Raw genomic sequence first — 19260 nt, forward strand, 5'->3', positions numbered from 1 at the left:
GGCCGCCGCCGCTCACGCCGCATCGTTCCCACCCCCAGAAGGACTTGACCATGACGGACCTGCACCACAAGCCCACGCCGGCGTCCCCCGTGCCGCAGTCCGACGACACGGCGCGCCCGGACGGCGCCGGCCACCGGACCACGGCGCATCCGCCGCTCGGTGAGCTGTTCGGCGCGTGGGTGGCCCGCACACCGCAGGCGCCCGCGATAACGGACGGCCTGCGGACCTGGTCCTACCGGGAACTGGCGGCACGGGCCGACCGTCTGGCCGGCGAACTCGTGCGGCGCGGAGCCGGGCCCGACCGGACGGTGGCGCTGGTCCTGCCGCGCTCGATGGAACTGGTCGCCGCGCAGCTGGCCGTGGCCCGGGCGGGTGCCGCCTTCCTGCCCGTCGACCCCGGCTATCCCGCCGAGCGGCGCGCCCTCATGCTGACGGACGCCGCTCCCGCCGTGATCCTCCACGACCTCGCCCAGGTCGGCGACCTCATGGCGCGGGACGCCGGACCCGAGTCCGGCCCGCGCCGGGTCGAGGCGGTCGACGCCGACCACGCCGCGTACGTGATCTACACGTCCGGCTCGACCGGGACCCCCAAGGGCGTGACGGTCACGCACCGGGGCATCGGCGGCTTCACCGCGGCCGCCGTGGAGCAGTACGCCGTCCGTCCCGGCGACCGCGTCCTGCAGTTCTCCTCGCCGAGTTTCGACGCCTCGGTGCTGGAGCTGTGCATCTCCGTGCTGTCCGGCGCCACCCTGGTCGTACCGCCGGACGGCCCCTGGCTGGGCGACGAACTCGCCGCCGTCCTCGACGGGCACCGGATCACCCACGCCCTCATCCCCCCGGCGGCACTCGCCACGCTTCCCGGCCCGGCGCGGGACGGCACTCCCCAGCTGCGCACGTTGATCGTGGGGGCCGAGGCCTGCCCGGGCGCACTCGTCGACCGCTGGGCCCCCGGCCGCCGCATGATCAACTCCTACGGCCCCACCGAGGCCACCATCGTCGCCACCTGGACCGGCCCGCTGTCGGCCGGCGCCGGAACTCCGCCGATCGGGGCCGCGCTGCCCGGCACACGGGTGCATGTGCTCGATCCGGCCATGCGGCCGGTACCGCCCGGATCCGACGGCGAGCTGCATGTGGGCGGCGACGGCCTGGCCCGCGGCTACCTCGGCCGCCCGGGACTGACCGCCGCACGCTTCGTCGCCGACCCCTTCGGGCCGTCCGGCGGCCGGCTCTACCGCACCGGCGACCGGGCGCGCTGGACCGCGGCCGGGGAACTGGAGTTCCTCGGCCGGGTGGACCGCCAGGTGAAGGTCCGCGGCTTCCGTATCGAGCCCGAGGAGGTCGAGGCGGCCCTGCTCCGCCAAGACTGCGTCGACGAGGCCGTGGTGGTGGTGCGCGAGGACGAGCCGGGCGGAAAGCGGCTGGTCGGCTACGTCACGCCCACCGACCGCGCACGGCAACCGGAACCCGCGGCGCTCCGGGCGGCGGTCGCCGCCGTCCTTCCCGCCCACATGGTCCCGTCCGCCCTCGTCGTCCTGGACGCGCTGCCCCTGACACCACAGCACAAGATCGACCGCGGTGCGCTGCCCGCACCCGCCCGCACGGCCGCCGCGGCTCACGTCGGGGCCCGCACCCCGCGGGAGCGCGCCCTGGCCGCCATCTGGGCCGACGTACTGGCGGTCGAGGCCGTCGGCGTGACGGACGACTTCTTCGATCTGGGCGGCGACTCGATCCTCGCCGTCCGCGCACTGGCCCGGATCCGCGACGAACTGGGCTTCCGGCTGACGGTGCGCGACGTCTTCACGGCGCGGACCGTAGCAGCCCTCGCCCCACTGCTGCGGGACCCGGCCGCCGCCGCCCCGCCCGAGCCGATCCCGCCGGCCCCGCGCGAGGGGCCCCTGCCGCTGTCCAGCGCACAGCGGCGGTTGTGGTTCCTTGACGACCTCGGCGTCGGCGGCACCGAGTACAACACCGGCGTCGCCCTGCGGCTGCGCGGGCAGTTGGACTCCGGCGCCCTGGACCGTGCCCTGCACCGTCTCGCCGCCCGTCACGCCTCCCTGCGGACCACGTTCATCACGGTGGACGGTCAGGGCGTGCAGCGGGTCGGTGCCGTGCCCCGTGTACCGCTGAGCACCACCGACCTCGCTGACCTGCCGGCCGGAGAACACGCCGAGGCGGTCGAACGTGCGCTGACGGAGGAGCTGAACCGTCCCTTCGACCTGGCCGAGGGCCCGCTCACCCGAGCGCTCCTCGTCCACTGCACGGCCGAGGAGCACGTCCTGCTCCTCGCCCAGCACCACATCGTGACCGACGGCTGGTCGGTGGGCGTCCTGACCCGCGAGCTGGCCGCCCTCTACCGTGCGGAGGTCTGCGGGGAACCCGACTGCCTGCCCGCCCCGGCCGTCCAGTACCCGGACTTCGCCGTATGGGAGCAGCAGCGCGCCGCGGACGACGACGCGGCGGACCTCGCGTACTGGAAGCGGCACCTGTCCGGACTGCAGCAGCTGGAACTTCCCACGGACCGGCCTCGTCCCGCCGTGCGCACCACCGCCGGTGCCGCCCATCGCCACCATCTCCCCGAGGATCTGCTGGCGCGGCTGCGGCACCTGGCCAAAGGCCGCGGAACGACCGCCTTCACCCTGTTCGCCGGGGCGGCGGCCGTGCTGTTCTCCCGGTACTCCGGGCAGCGGGACGTGGCGTTCGGCACGGTCACCAACGGGCGGGGCCGCCGGGACCTGGAGGACGTGACGGGTTTCTTCGCCAACACCGTGGTGCTGCGTGGTGAGGTGGACGACGCGGCGACGGTCGACCGGTTCGTCGAGGGCATGCGCACCACCGTGCTGGACGCCTTCGCCCACGACGGGGTGCCGTTCGACCGGGTGGTCGAGGAGCTGGCGCCGCCCCGCGACCCCAGCCGGACGCCGCTGGTGCAGGCACTCGTCGTCCAGCAGACGGCCGCGGCGGACCCGGCGCGGGCCGGCGGGCTGCGCTTCGAGGAGCATCCCCTGCCCCGCCCGGCCGCCCGCTTCGACCTGGTGCTGGAGTTCACGCCGCGCGCCGAGGGCGGTTGCGACCTGACGGTCGAGTACAACACGGACCTGTTCCAGGCTCGCACCGTGGCCCGGATGAGCCTTCATCTGCACCGCCTCCTGGAAGGCATGGCGGACGGCCCGCAGCGGACCCTGGGCGAGCTGCAGATGCTGTCGGAGGACGAGCAGCGCACACTGATCGACTCCTGGAACCCGCCTGCGGACGCGGTACGCGACGGCGGCGACGCCACGCTCCCGGCGCTGTTCGAGGCCCAGGTGGCCAGGACTCCGGACCGGACCGCCGTGGTCTGCGGTGCCGAACGGCTGGACTACGCCGGGGTGAACCGGCGCGCCAACCGCCTCGCCCGGCTGCTGGTGACCCGCGGCGCCGGCCCCGAGACGCTGGTGGCGCTGTGCCTGCCGCGCTCCGTCGACCTCGTGCCGGTGCTGTGGGCGGTGCTGAAGTCGGGCGCCGGGTATCTGCCGGTCGATCCCGGCTATCCCGCGGAGCGCGTGCGTTTCATGCTCGCCGACGCCTCTCCCGCGCTGGTCCTTGCGACCCGGCAGACCGCCCAGGTGCTGCCCGAGGGCTGCGACCCGCTGATCCTGGAGGATCACGCGGACGGCGCGGACGGCGCGGACGGCGCGGACGGCGCGGACGGCGCGGACGGCGCGGACAAGTCGCACGATGGGGACGAGACGTGCGCCACCGCCGATCTCACCGACATCGACCTCAACGAACCCGGCCTGACCGGCACCGGCCTGACCGACGCCGACCTGACCGACGCCGACCGGCTCCGGCCGCTGGACCCCGACCATCCCGCCTACGCCATCTACACCTCGGGGTCCACCGGACGGCCCAAGGGCGTAGTGGTCACCCACCGCAGCGTCGCGGCGCTGGCGGCCTGGGCAGGGGAGCGGTTCGGGCCTCGTCGGCTGGCGCACGTCGTGGCCTCCACCTCACTCAACTTCGACGTCTCGGTCTTCGAGTTGCTGTGCCCCTTGCTGGCCGGCGGCAGCGTCGAGGTGGTGGCCGACCTGCCGGCTCTCACCGACGCGCCGGGCCCGCGACGGGCCGGGCTCGTCAGCGGCGTGCCGTCAGTGGTGTCCCGCGTGATCACCGCGGGCGGCGCCGCGGTGGAGGCGGAGACGGTCGTGCTGGCCGGTGAGGCGCTGTCCGCGCAGACCGTGCGCGACCTGCGCGAGACCATGCCCGCCTGCGAGGTCGCCAACATCTACGGCCCCACCGAGGCCACCGTCTACGCCACCGCCTGGTTCGCGGGCGACACGCCACCTGGCCAGGCCCCGCCCATCGGCAGGCCGCTCGCCCGCACCCGGGCCTACGTACTGGACCGCCTGCTGCGTCCGCAACCTCCGGGCGTGACGGGGGAGTTGTACCTGGGCGGCGGTGGCCTCGCGCGCGGCTACCTGCACCGGCCCGGCCTGACCGCCGCACGGTTCGTCGCCGACCCCTTCGGTGCGCCGGGGGACCGCATGTACCGCACCGGGGACCTGGTGCGGTGGTCCGCCGACGGTGAGCTGGAGTACCTCGGCCGCATTGACCGGCAGGTCAAGGTCCGCGGCTTCCGGATCGAACTGGGCGAGGTCGAGGAGGCGTTGCGCCGTAGCGAGGGTGTGTCGGAAGCGGCGGTCACCGCCTCCGAGAGCGACGGACACAGGCGTCTGGTCGGCTATGTCGTCCCCGCCCCCGGAGAACAGGTCGAGTCCGAGGCGGTCCGCCGGGCATTGGGGCGCACACTCCCCGACTACATGGTCCCCTCCACCGTCGTCGTGCTGAGCGCCCTGCCGCTCAACCCCAACGGAAAGCTCGACCGCGGCCGGCTCCCGGAGCCGGGTCCGGCGGTGTCCGCCGTCCGCCACGTGGCGCCGCGCACTCCGACCGAGCTCACCCTGGCCGCCATCTGGGCGGACGTCCTGCGCATGGAGCGGGTCGGGGCGGACGACAACTTCTTCGAGCTGGGTGGCGACTCCATCCTGAGCATCCAGGTGGTGGCCCAGGCGCGGCGCGCCGGTCTCGCCCTGACCTCCCGCGACGTCTACCGGCACCAGACGGTCGCCGCTCTGGCCCGGTGCGCGGACGCGGCCGGGAGCGTGCAGGCGGCCACCCCGGCGGTGGAACAGGCCACCGGGCACACCCCGCTGACGCCCATCCAGCACTGGCTGTTCGAGCACGCCGGACAGCGGGCCGGGCACTACGCCCAGACACTGTCCGTCCAGGTACCGGACGACCTGGACGAGGCGGCGCTGGAGGACGCGCTGAACGACGTGGTCGCCCACCACGACGCACTGCGGTCCCGGTTCCTCGCCGGGGACCCCGACCACGCCGTACCCGTCGGCGGCACCGCGCCGGCCGCCTCCGCCGCCCACCCGGACACCGGCACGGGCGAACCCACGGGCACGGGCGAAGGCACCGGCACCGGCGAAGGCACCGGCACCGGCGAAGGCACCGGCACCGGCGAAGGCACCGCGACCGGCGAAGGCACCGCGCCCGACGACAGCGCCCGGAGCGGACCGGACGCCGACGGCGCCGGTGTGAGCGGTGCGAGTGGTGCGAGCGGTGTGAGTGGTGCGAGCGGTGTGAGTGGTGTGCGGTGGCACATCGACGACCGGATGCCCCGCCTCCGCCTGGCCCGCCACACAGGTCCGGACCGCGACACACCGCACCACGGCCCCTTCGAACTGGACCACGGACCGCTGCTGCGGGCCGTGCTGCACGACCGCGGACCCGGCCGGCCCCGCGTCCTGCATCTGGCCGTGCACCACCTGGTGGTCGACGGGGTCTCCTGGCGTCTGCTGCTGGAGGACCTAGACCTGGCCTACCGCACCCGCCGTCAGGGCGGGGACGGGGCGGCGGCGCTGCCGGCGAAGTCGTCGGCGCTGCGCCACTGGGCCCGGCGGCTGACCGCGCACGCCGCCGACGGCGGCTTCGACGACGAGGTGGCGTACTGGCAGCGCGCCACCGGGGATGCCCGCACCGTCCTCCCGACCGACCTCCAGGGCACCAACACCTATGCCTCGGCCCGCTCGGTGACCGTACGTCTGACCCCACAGGACACCTCCGCCCTGCTGCGCACCCTGCCGGAGACCTACCGCACGCGGGTCAACGACGTGCTGCTGAGCGCCCTCGGCCGGGTCCTGTGCGGCTGGACCGGACAGGACCGGGTGGTGGTGGACGTCGAGGGCCACGGCCGCGAGGAGCTCTTCGCGGACATGGACACCAGCCGCACCGTCGGCTGGTTCACCACCCGCCACCCCGTGGCCCTTGCCGTATCCGGGGAGGCGGACTGGGACACCGTCCTGAAGCAGGTCAAGGAGCAGCTCCGCGCCGTGCCCCGGCACGGCCTGGGCCACGACGTCCTGCGGCATCTGTCCAGGACCGGATCGGCGCCGCGCACCGCGGCCGCGCAGATCGGCTTCAACTACCTGGGACGGATGGCGCTGCCGGACGGGCCGGACGGGCCGGACGGGCTGTACCGCGGCCCCTTCCGTCCGCTGGAACTGGACGCCGACCCGGAGGCGCCACGTCCGCACGCCCTGGAGGTCGTCGGCCGACTCGACGGCGAGGCCCTGGAGTTCACCTGGTTCTACTCCGAGCGGCTGCACCGTGAGGCCACCGTCGCCGGCCTGGCCGAGCGGTTCGCCGAGGCGCTGGCCGGCATCGCGCGGCACGCCGCCGCGCCGGGCACCGGCGGCCGCACGCCGTCGGACTTCCCGCTCGCCCGGCTGGACCAGGTCACCGTGGACCGTATCGCGGGAGACGACCCGGGCGCGGTGGAGGACGTCCATCCCCTGACGCCCACCCAGTCCGGCATGCTCTTCCACGGGCTGTCCCAGGACGACCGCGGCGTCTACTTCCAGCAGTTGACGTTCGTCCTGGACGGTGTACCGGACACCGGCGCGCTGGCCGCCGCCTGGCAGCACGTGACTGACCGCACCCCCGTGCTGCGCAGCCGTGTCCTGTGGCAGGACGTGCCCGAGCCGCTGCTGGTGGTGCAGCGCCGCGCGACCGTGCCGGTCACCCACCTGGACTGGAGCGGGCTGCGGGACGACGAGCGCGAGCGGCGGCTGCGGGAACTGCTGGACCGGGACCGCGCGGACGGCATCGACCTGGCGCGGGCGCCGCTCCAGCGCCTCGTGCTCGCCCGGCTCTCCGATGACGCCGTACGTGTCGTGTGGTCCTTCCACCACCTCGTCCTCGACGGCTGGAGCCTGTTCCAGGTCCTCTCCGACGTGTTCGCCCGCCATGCGGCGCTGCGCGGACAGGCCGGAGCCGGGGGCGGACGGGCATCGGACGCTCTGCCCGACCGTCCGCCGTTCAGGGACTACGTGGCCTGGTTGCAGGAGCGCGACTGGACGCAGGCCGAGCGGCACTGGCGAAACCGCCTCACCGGCCTGACCGAGCCCACCCCGCTGCCCTACGACCGTGAGCCCTGCGAGACCCACCGGGCGCAGTCCACGCACGCGGTGCGCGCCGCGCTGCCCGCCGGCTCCACCCGGAGGCTGGAGGAACTGGCCAGGACGTCGGGCCTGACGCTCAACACCCTTGTGCAGGGCGCATGGGCTCTCCTGGTGAGCCGTCAGGCGGGCAGGCGCGAGGTGGTCTTCGGTACCACCGTGTCCGGACGCCCGCCCGAACTGCCCGGCGCCGAAGCGATGACGGGCCTGTTCATCACCACCCTGCCCACCCGGCTGACGGTGCCGGCCGACGGCACCCTGCTCGACTGGCTGCGCCGGGTGCAGCAGGAGCAGAGCGAGGACCGCCGCTTCGACTACGTTCCGCTCACCCGGATGCGGACGTTCACCGAACTGGCCGACCGGGTAACGCTGTTCGACAGCATCGTGGTCTTCGAGAACTACCCGGTCGACGACGGCCTGGCCGCCGCACACGGTCTGCGGGTGAGCGGCCTGGACGGGATCGAGACCACCAACTACCCGCTCAGCCTGGTGGCCTACCCCGGACCGGAGCTGGCCCTGCGCCTGGGATACGACCCGGAGCTCTTCGACGCCGGCACGGCGGAACGCATGGCGGAGTACCTCACCGTACTGCTGGAAGGGATGACCACAGGTGCCGGAAGGCCGCCCGCCCGGCTGCCGTTGCTCACCGGGGACCGGCGCGAGGAGGTGCTGCGCGCCTGGAACGACACGGCGACCGGCCTTCCGGAGACCACGGTGGCGGCCCTCTTCGCCGACCAGGTGTCGCGCACCCCCGACGCCGTCGCCCTGGAATCCGGCGACGAGCGCATCACCTACCGCGAACTGGACGCCCGTGCCGCGGCGCTGGCCCACCGGCTGGCCGCACTCGGTGTGCGGGCCGAACGGGCGGTGGGCGTGCTGATGGAGCGCTCGGTGCGGCTGATCGTGGCGCAGCTTGCCCTGGTCCGTACCGGCGGAGTGTGCGTACCCCTGGACGGCAGGGCGCCGTGCGACCGGCTGCGCCGGATGCTGGCCGAGGCCGGTGCGGACCTGCTGCTCACCGACACCACGTGGGAGGAGACGGCCCGGACCGTGCTGCCCGGCCCCGGCGTGCTGCGCCTGGACGGCGCGGACGCCGCCGCCCCCGGGCCGGCGGATCCGGTCACCGGAAGGCATCCGCGCTCCGAGGTGACGGATCCGGTCACCGGAAGGCACCCGTGCTCCGAGGTGACGGATCCGGTCACCGGAAGGCACCCGTGCTCCGAGGTGACGGATCCGGACACAGCACCGCATCCGAAACCGGCGCCGGCCCGGCCCGCCGCCGAAGTGCACCCCGACAACGTCCACTACCTCATGTTCACGTCCGGCTCCACCGGTACCCCCAAGGGCGTCGCGGTGCGGCAGCGGGACGTCGTAGCCCTCGCCCTGGACCGTGCCTTCACCGGCCACGACCGGGTCCTCGTGCACTCTCCGCACGCCTTCGACGCCGCCACCTACGAGGTGTGGGTGCCCCTGCTGCGAGGCGGCACCGCCGTCCTGGCCCCGCCGGGCGAGCTGGACGCCACCGTGGTCCGCCGTGCCGTCACCGATCGGGGCGTGCGCCACCTGTGGCTGACCGCGGGACTGTTCCGGCTGCTCGCCCAGGAGGATCCCAGCTGCCTGCACGGCGCACACGAGGTGTGGACGGGCGGCGAGGCCGTGCCGGGCGCGGTGGTGCGCCGGGTGCTCGACGCCTGTCCGGGCCTGACCGTCGTCGACGGCTACGGACCGACCGAGACCACCACCTTCGCCACGCGGCGCCTCTTCCGCACCGGCGATCGGCTGCCCGCGGTCCTGCCCATCGGGCGCCCCCTGGACAACACGCGCGTGTATGTGCTGGACGGCGCGCTCCAGCCACAACCCCCTGACGTTCCGGGCGAGTTGTACATCGCGGGGGCCGGGGTCGCCCGCGGCTACCCGGGCCGGCCGGGAGCCACCGCCGCGCGCTACCTCGCCGACCCGTTCGGGCCGCCCGGCGGCCGGATGTACCGCACCGGCGACATCGTGCGGTGGAGCGCCGACGGCGAACTGCATTTCGTGGGCCGCGCGGACGACCAGGTCAAGATCCGCGGCTTCCGCATCGAGCCCGCCGAGATCGAGGCACGGCTCACCGCTCACCCGGACGTCGCCGAGGCGGTCGTATCGGTGTACGAGCACGGCGGCCGCAAGCGCCTGGCCGCCCACCTGGTGACCGCGTCTGCCGTCTCCGGCCCACCGTCCGCCACCGCGCTGCGCGCCCATCTGGCCGCGGACCTGCCCGACTACATGCTGCCCGCGGCATTCGTCACGGTGCCGGAACTTCCGCTGACGCCCAACGGCAAGGTGGACCGGCGCCGGCTGCCCGCCCCCGACTGGTCGGCGACCGGTGACAGCGCCTACCGGGCACCGCGCACCGACGCCGAGCGCGTCCTCGCCGGCATCTGGGCGGAGCTGCTGGGAGTGGAGCGCGTCGGCGCCGACGACAACTTCTTCATGCTGGGCGGCGACTCGATCCTCAGCATCCAGGTCGTCTCCCGGGCCCGCGCGGCAGGGCTCGCGCTCACCCCGCGCGACCTGTTCCGGCATCCCACCGTCGCCGCCCTCGCCGCAGCCACCGGCACCGCCGTGGCCGTCGCCGGCACCGAGCCGGTACGCGGGGAGGTCGACCTGACCCCCGTCCAGCACTGGTTCCTGGACGCCCGGCCGCACCGGCCGGAGTTCTTCAACCAGTCCCTGGTCGTCGAGACGGCGGACGCGCCCGACCCGGACGCCCTGCGCCGCGCCCTGACGGCGCTGCTCGAGCACCACGACGCCCTGCGGTCCCGTTTCGCCGTCCAGGACGACGGATCCTGGCGCCAGTACTGCGACTTCCCCGACCCGGCCGCGGCCCCCGCGCTGCTCCAGGTGTGCGACCTGACCGGCCTGGACGCGGAGGCGGCCGAGGCGACCGAGGCCCGCGTCACCGCCGAGGCGCATGCCGGCTTCCGGCTGGACGTCGGGCCGCTGCTCACCGCGCGGCTGTTCACCGCCACCGCCACCGCCACCGACGCCCGGCCGGCGCGGCTGCTGCTGGCCGTGCACCACCTGGTGGTCGACGGCGTGTCCTGGCGCATCCTGCTGGAGGACCTGGAGAGCGCCTACCGGCAGGCGCTGCTCGGCCGGCGGGTGCGCCTGCCGGCCCGCACCACCTCCGTCCAGGAGTGGGCGCGGCGGCTGCACGCCCACACGCGTGACGGCGGGTTCGCGGACCAGCGCGCGCACTGGGAGTCGGTGGCCCGGCACTGCGCGGAACCGCTGCCCGTGGACGGCGACGGCGCCAACACCACCGCGGACGAGCGGGCGGTGACGGTCCGTCTGGACCGGCGGCGCACGGGCGATCTGCTGCGCATGGTGCCCGGCGTCTACCGCACCCGCATCGACGACGTCCTGCTGACCGCCCTCGGCCGGGTGCTCGCCGACTGGACCGGACGGCGCACCGTGGCCGTCGGACTGGAGGGGCACGGGCGCGAGGACCACCTGTTCGACGACGTCGACCTCTCCCGCACGGTCGGCTGGTTCACCACCCTGTACCCCGTGGCCCTCGACGTCCCGGACGGAGACTGGGGCGCCGCTCTGAAGGCCGTGAAGGAACAACTGCGGTCCGTGCCGGGCCGGGGACTGGGCCATGGAGCCCTGCGTCACCTCGCACGGGACGAAGGGCTCGCCCAGGCCCCGAGCGCGGGCATCGGCTTCAACTACCTGGGAAGGTTCGACTGGTCGGCCGACAAAGGCGCACTGGTCCGGGCCGTACCCGGCGGCCTCGACGGCGCCGAGGCGCCCGAGGCGGAGCGGCGGCACCTGCTCGACGTGGTGGCCCGCGTCGAGGACGGCCGCCTGGAGATCACCTGGCACTACAGCGGCGGCCGGCACCGTGAGCGGACCGTGGCCGGCCTGGCCGAGGGCATGCTGCGGGCGCTGGAGGACATCGTCGCCCACTGCGCCCGCCGGGACGCCGGCGGCCGTACGCCCTCGGACTTCCCGCTGGCCCGCCTGGACCAGGCGGCCGTCGACCGCGTGGTGGGGGACGGGCGCGCGGTGGAGGACGTGTACCCGCTGACGCCGATGCAGGCGGGAATGCTGTTCCACAGCCTGATGGACCCCGACGGCCGCACCTACGTCAACCAGGTGCAGCTGGTGCTGTCAGGCGTCACCGACCCGCGCCTGCTCGCCGAGGCGTGGCAGCGCACCGCGGACGCCCATCCCGTGCTGCGCACCCGGCTGGTGTGGCAGGAGACCGCCGAACCGCTCCAGGTGGTGCAGCACCGGGCCACGGTGCCGGTCGGCCACCACGACTGGTCCGGTTGGGCGGCCGACCGGTGCGAGCGGGAACTCGCCCGCCTCCTCGCGGAGGACCGCCGGGCGGGCGTCGACCTGGCCGCCGCTCCGCTGATGCGGCTGATGCTGATCCGGCTCTCGTCCGACCGGGTGCGGATGGTGTGGACCTTCCACCACGTCCTCCTGGACGGCTGGAGCGCGGCCCAGGTCTTCGAGGAGGTGTGCGAGCGGTACGCGGCCCTGACCGCAGGGCGCAGCCCGCAGGTCCCGGAGCGTGCCCCGTTCGGCGACTATCTGCGCTGGCTCGCCGGACAGGACGCGGCGCAGGCGGAGCGGTACTGGCGCGCCACCCTGTCCGGGTTCTCCGCGCCCACCGAGTTGCCACTGGACCGGCGGCCCGCCGAGGCGCACCGCACCTCCTCCTCCGGTTCGGTGCGGGTGACCCTCGACGCCGGCCTGTCGGCGCGGCTTCGGGAAACCGCGCAGCGGGCGGGACTGACTGTCAACACCGTCCTCCAGGGCGCCTGGGCGCTGTTGCTGTCCCGCTACGGCGGTGGCACCGACGTGGTGTTCGGCACGACCGTCTCCGGGCGCCCGGCCGAACTGGCGGGTGTCACCTCGATGGTCGGCCTGTTCATCAACACGCTTCCCACGCGGGCCCGGATCGACGGCGGGCGTCCCCTGCTGGAGTGGCTGGGCGAGCTGCAGGCCGCCCAGTCGGAGGCGCGGCGCCACGACTTCGTCTCCCTGGCCCAGCTGCGGGCCTGGAGCGAGGTGCCGGGCGGGACGAACCTGTTCGACAGCATCGTCGTCTTCGAGAACTACCCGTTCGACGAGGGCGCGGTGGCCCGGCACGGCCTGACCGTGGAACCGGAACGCGATCTGGAGCCGACGAACTACCCGCTCAGTGTGGTGGTCGCACCCGGTGACACCCTGTCGGTCTCCCTCGACTACGACCCGGCGGCCTTCGACACCGCGACGGTGGAAGGGCTCGCCCGTGGCCTCAGGACGCTGCTGGCAGGCATGGCCACCGACCCGGACCGCACGCCGGCGGAGCTGCCGCTGGCGGACCAGGCGGAGGGCCGCCGCCTCCTGGACCGGTTCGGCGGCCCGGTGACACCGGCCCCGCGTCGCACCCTGCCCGAGGTGTTCCAGGAGCAGGTGCTGCGCACCCCCGCCGCGCCGGCCGTGCTGGCCGGGGCACAGCGGCTCACCTACGAGCAGCTCAACGAGCGTGCCAACCGGCTGGCCCGGCTGCTGCTGGCGGCCGGTGCCGGGCCCGAGCGCTTTGTCGCGCTGGCGCTGCCGCGCACCGCCGACCTGATCGTGGCGCTCCTGGCGGTCCTGAAGACCGGCGCCGCCTACCTTCCGGTCGACCCCGGACACCCGGCCGAGCGCATCGCGTTCCTGTTCGACGACGTCCGGCCCGACGCGGTGGTCACCTGTGCGCAGACGTCGGCCCGGCTGCCCGGGGGCGCGTTCACCAGGATCGTGCTCGACGACCCCGCGTGCGCCGAACGTCTGGCCGCCGCCGGTGCCGAGGACATTGGCGACGACGAACGCCACGGTGCGCTGCTGCCGGACCATCCCGCCTACGTGATCCACACCTCCGGCTCGACGGGCCGGCCCAAGGGCGTCGTCGTCGCGCACGCGTCCGTGGTCGCGCTGACCGAGTGGGCCGCCGCCGAGTTCACCGGCCGCGGCCTGGCCCACGTGGTGGCCTCCACCTCGCTCAACTTCGACGTCTCCGTCTTCGAGATCTTCTCGCCGCTGCTGTCCGGCGGATGCGTGGAACTCGTCCGCGACCTGCTGGCGCTCGCCGAACGCCCCGGGCCGTGGCGCGCCGGACTGCTCAGCGCGGTCCCCTCCGCGCTGGGCCGGCTGCTGGCGGAGGACACCGTCCACGTCACCGCGGACACCGTGGTCCTGGCCGGCGAAGGGCTGCCTGCCCGCACCGTCCGCCAGGTACGGGCCGCGGTGCCCGGTTGCCGGGTGATGAACATCTACGGCCCGACCGAGGCCACCGTCTACGCCACCGCCTTCGCCTGCGACCCGGCGGACCCCGACCGCGACCCGCCCATCGGCAGGCCGGCCGGCGGCGCCCGCGCCTACGTCCTGGACGAGCGGCTGCGGCCGGTGCCGGCCGGCGCGCCCGGTGAGCTGTACCTCGCCGGCACCGGCGTGGCACGCGGCTACCTGGGCCGGCCCGGACTGACCGCCTCACGGTTCCTGCCCGACCCGTTCGGGCCGCCCGGCGGCCGCATGTACCGCACCGGCGACCTGGTGCGCTGGACGGCCGCGGGAGACCTCGTCTACCTCGGCCGCGGCGACGACCAGGTCAAGGTGCGCGGCTTCCGCATCGAACTCGGCGAGGTGGAGGCCGCCCTCGTCCGGCACCCGCAGGTGTCGGAGGCCGCCGCCCGCGTCGTGGAGCACGACGGCCACCGGCGTCTCGTCGGCTACGCCGTGCCCCAGGGCACCAGGCTCCCGGACCCCGCCGAACTGCGCGCCTACCTCGCGCGGACCCTCCCCGACCACCTCGTCCCGGCGCTCGTGGTGCCGCTGGACCGGCTGCCCCTGGGGGCCACCGGCAAGCTGGACCGGCGGGCCCTGCCCGCCCCGGTGTGGACCGCGCCGGCCGCCGACGGCGACCGTGTCCCGCGCAGCGGCGCGGAGAAGACGCTCGCCGCCATCTGGTCCCAGGTGCTGGGCGTGCCCGAGGTCGGCGCGCAGGACAACTACTTCGCGCTCGGCGGCGACTCGATCCTCGGCATCCAGATCGTCTCCGCGGCGCGCCGCTCGGGCCTCGCCCTGACGCCCCGGCACCTCTTCACGCACCAGACCGTCGCCGAACTCGCCGCTGCGGCCGAGGAGATGCCGGCCCCGGCGGTCACGGCCGAACAGGGCCCGGTGGTGGGCGACGTACCGCTCACCCCCGTGCAGCACTGGCTGCTCGACGGCACCGCCGGCGACCCCGCGCACTTCACCCAGGCGGTCGCCTTCGAGCTGACCGCGGACACCGACGAGACGGTGCTGCGCGCCGCGCTGGGCGCGCTGCTGAGCCGGCACGACATGCTGCGCACGAGGTTCGAGCAGGCCGGCGGGGGACAGTGGCGCCAGTACGGCACCGCCGCCGGCGCGGCACCACACCTGGAGGTCCACCACCTGCCCGCCGGCCCGCCCGGCGCCACCGACGCGGCGCTGCGCGAGGCGGCGGACCGGCTGCGCGGGGGCTTCGACCTGGCCGCCGGGCCCCTGTTCAAGGCCGCGCTGTGCCACCTCGGGGCGGACCGGCGCCCCCTGCTGCTGCTCGCCGCCCACCACCTGGTCGTCGACGCGGTGTCCTGGCGCATCCTCCTGGAGGACCTGGAGACCGCCTACCGGGCCCTGCGGCACGGCGACGAAGCGGACCTCGGGCCGAAGACCACCTCCTTCCGCGCCTGGGCGCAGCGGCTCGCCGACCACACCGCGGCCGGAGGCTTCGACGACGAACTCGCCCACTGGCGTGCCGCCGCCGACGCGGGCCTGCCGACCGATCTCGACGGCGCCAACACCGCCGCCAGCGAGGAGACCGTCACGGCCGTCCTCGACGCCGAGGACACCCGCCGGCTGCTCCAGGACGTCCCCGACGTCTACCGCACCCGCGTCAACGACGTCCTGCTGTACGCGCTTGGCCGGGTTCTGACGTCCTGGACGGGACGCGACCGGGTGGCGGTGGTGGTGGAGGGCCACGGTCGCGAGGAGCTGTTCGGCGACGTGGACCTCGCCCGCACGGTCGGCTGGTTCACCACGATGTTCCCGGTGGCGCTGGGGGTACCGCGGGAGGCCGGCACCGGGGCCGCGCTGAAGTCCGTGAAGGAGTGCCTGCGGGCCGTGCCGCGCGGCGGACTGGGCCACGGTGCCCTGCGCCACCTGCACCCCACGGCCGGACCCGGTCTGCCGGCGCTGCCGCAGATCGCCTTCAACCACCTGGGACAGCAGGACCGCGGCACCTCCCCGGGCGGGCTGCTGCACGCGCCGCACGGCGGACTCACCGGCGGCATGGACCCCGCCGCCGACCGCCCGTACCTCATCGACGTGCTCGGGCAGGTGACGGACGGGCGACTGGAGTTCACCTGGTCGTACTCCCGTCAGGTGCACCGGCGAGACACCGTGGCGCGGCTGGCCGCCGGGATGGCCGGGGAACTGCGCGCCCTGGTGCGGCACTGCGCCGAGCCCGGGGCGGGCGGCCGTACCCCCTCGGACTTCCCGCTGGCCCGGCTCGACCAGGCGGGCGTCGACCGTCTGGTGGGCACCGGACGGGACGTGGCGGACGTCTATCCGCTCACCCCCACCCAGACGGGCATGGTCGTGCACGGGATGGACGAGCCCGGCCAGGGCCTGTACGTCGAGCAGATCACGTTCGTGGTCGACGGGGTGCGCGACGTGCGCCTGCTGGCCTCCGCCTGGCAGCACGTGGTCGACCGCACCCCCGTCCTGCGCACCGCGCTCGCGCTGGACGACGTGCCCCGACCGCTGCAGGTGGTGCACCGCGGTGCCGTCCTGCCGGTCGCGGAACACGACTGGAGCGCCCTGACTCCCGAGCGGCGCGAGGCGGAACTGGAGCGGCTGCTCGGCGAGGAGCGGGCCCGCGGCCTGGCCCTGGACCGCGCCCCGCTGCTCCGCGTCGTCCTGGTCCGGCTCGGCCCGGACCAGGTGCGGGTGGTGTGGACCTTCCACCATGTACTCCTGGACGGCTGGAGCGTGTTCCACGTCCTGTCCGACGTGCTGGCCGCCCACGCGGCCCTGACCCGGGGCGAGGAGCCGCGTCTGCCCGACCGCCGGCCGTTCGCGGACTACGCCGCCTGGCTCGCCGTCCGAGACCCGGGCCGGGCGGCCGGCCACTGGAGGGCGGCGCTGGCGGGCCTGACCGCCCCGACCCCACTGCCCTACGACCGCAGGCCCGCCCAGGGGGCAGCCGCCCGCTCCGGCACCTGGCTGTCGCAACGGCTCGACGAGGCCGCGACGGCCCGGCTGCTCGACTTCGCCCGCCGGCACCGCCTGACCCTCAGCACCCTGGCGCAGGGCGCGTGGGCGCTGCTGCTGTCGCGCTGGAGCGGTGAGAAGGAGGTGTGCTTCGGCACCACCGTCTCCGGGCGGCCCTCCGACCTGCCGGGCGCCGACACCATCACCGGTCTGTTCATCACCACCCTGCCCGCGCGGGTCGCCGTCGACGGCGGTGCCCGGTGCGACGCCTGGCTGCGCGGGATGCAGCAGGCACGGGCCGAGGACCGCCGCTTCGACCACATGCCGTTGTCGCAGGTGCAAGGCCTGAGCCAACTGCCCGCCGGAACACCGCTGTTCGACAGCCTGCTGGTCTTCGAGAACTACCCGGTGGGCGACGCGACGGCCGGTGCGCACGGCCTGCGGGTGCGGGACCTGGACGCGAGGGAGGCAACCAACTATCCGCTCACCGTGGTGATCTCGCCCGGCGACCGGCTCGGTGTCGAACTCGGCTACGACCCGCGGTACTTCGACCGGACGACGGCGAACTCCCTGGCCGGCCAGTTGCTGCACACCCTGGTCGCCCTCGCCGACCCGGACGCCACCACCCGGCTGGACCAGGTGGACGTACTGCCGCCGAAGGCGCGCGACCGGCTGCTGCGCGGACCCGCCCGGCCGCAGCGCGGGCCGGTCGGGGCGGCCACCCTGGCGGCGCTGGTCGAGGCCGCGGTGGACCGCACGCCGACGGCACCGGCGCTGGGCGCACCGGATCTGCTGCTGACCTTCGCCGAGGTCGAGGCACGCGCCAACCGCCTGGCCCACCACCTGATCGCGCGAGGCGCCGGACCCGGCGACATCGTCGCCCTCCTGCTGCCGCGCTCGGCGGACATGGTGCTCGCCCAGCTGGCGGTCACCAAGGCGGGCGCCGCGTTCCTGCCCGTCGACCCCGCCCAGCCGGACGAACGGGTCGCGTTGATGCTGCGCGACGCGGCGCCCGCCCTCACCCTGGACACCAGGGAGGTCGCCGGCCTGCTCGCCCTGCCGCCCGACGGCGCCCCCTGCCACCGCCCCACCGACAGCGACCGGAGCCGCCAGCTCCACCTGGACGACCCGGCGTACGTCATCTACACGTCGGGCTCCACCGGCACCCCCAAGGGGGTGGTCGTCACCCACCGCGGGCTGGCGGACTTCTCCGCCGCGGAGGGCGAGCACTACCAGGTCGGCCCCGGGGACCGGGTACTGGCGTTCGCCACACCCAGCTTCGACGCCTCCGTGCTGGAACTGTGCATGTCGCTGCCGCACGGTGCCCGCCTCGTCGTCCCCGGGCCCGGGCCGCTGCTCGGCGCGGAACTCGCCGGCGTCCTGCGCGGGGAGCGCATCACCCACACCCTGCTGCCGCCCGCCGCGCTGGCCACCCTGCCGCCCGACGCCCCCGGCAGCCTGCCGGACCTCATGACCCTGGTGGTCGGCGCCGACACGTGTGGCGCCGAACTCGTCGCCCGCTGGGCCCCGTACCACCGTATGGTCAACTCCTACGGGCCCACCGAGGCCACCGTCGTCGCCACCTGGTCCGGGCCGCTGCGGCCGGACGGTGCCGCGCCGCCGATCGGCCGCCCCCTGCCCGCCACCGGCGCCTATGTCCTCGACCGGCGGCTGCGGCCCGTCCCCGACGGTGTACCGGGCGAACTGTGGCTCGCCGGGCCCGCGTTGGCGCGCGGCTACCTGAACCGTCCGGGGCTGACGGCGTCCCGCTTCACCGCCGACCCGTTCGGACCGCCGGGCACCCGCATGTACCGCACCGGCGACCTCGTACGGCGTGACGCACACGGGGAACTGCACTACCTCGGCCGCACCGACCACCAGCTCAAACTGCGCGGCCACCGGATCGAGGCCGGCGAGGTGGAGAACACCCTGGCGCGTCACCCGGCCGTCCTGGACGCCGTGGTGAGCGTACGGGAGGACGAGCCGAGCCTGCCGCGCCTGGTCGCCCATGTGCTCGCCGCACCCGGTGCCGAGCCCCCCACCGCCGTGGAGTTGCGGGCGCTGGCCGCCCGTACCCTGCCCGGCCACATGGTGCCCTCGGCCATCGTGGTGCTCGACCGCTTCCCGCTCACCGGGAACGGCAAGACCGACCGGGCCGCCCTGCCTGCCCCGGCCCCGGCGCCGGCCGGGGAGGAGCGCGGCGGTCACGTGGCTCCCCGCACCCCCACCGAGGAGGCCCTGGCGGCCATCTGGGAGGACGCGCTGACGACGGCGGTGGGTGCGGAGGACGACTACTTCCTGCTGGGCGGCGACTCGGTGCGCGCCCTGCTGATCGCCTCGCGCGCCAACGACGCCTTCGGCGTGACGCTCACGCCCCGCGACGTCCTGGTCTCCCGCACCGTCGCCGCCCTGGCGGACCTGGTGGAGGAGCAGGTGCTCAGCGAACTCGAAGAGGCCGTAAACGGCGACAGCGACCACGACGAACGGTGAGGACCCGACGACC

1 protein-coding gene is annotated in these 19260 nt (G+C 74.8%); it reads left to right on the top strand.

Annotated elements, in window-relative coordinates:
* The first annotated feature begins 50 nt into the window (after positions 1–50).
* Entirely contained in the window at positions 51–19247 is a 19197-nt protein-coding gene (locus ACH4UM_RS25910; RefSeq protein WP_398183807.1) for a non-ribosomal peptide synthase/polyketide synthase, read from the top strand.
* The last annotated feature ends 13 nt before the right edge of the window (positions 19248–19260 follow it).

It is taken from the genome of Streptomyces sp. NPDC020801 (assembly GCF_044334385.1).
Classification (GTDB): Bacteria; Actinomycetota; Actinomycetes; order Streptomycetales; family Streptomycetaceae; genus Streptomyces.

Bases quoted from the DNA above. Each gene is read 5' to 3' on its own strand.
- ACH4UM_RS25910 (WP_398183807.1), top strand. From the start codon at position 51: ATGACGGACCTGCACCACAAGCCCACGCCGGCGTCCCCCGTGCCGCAG.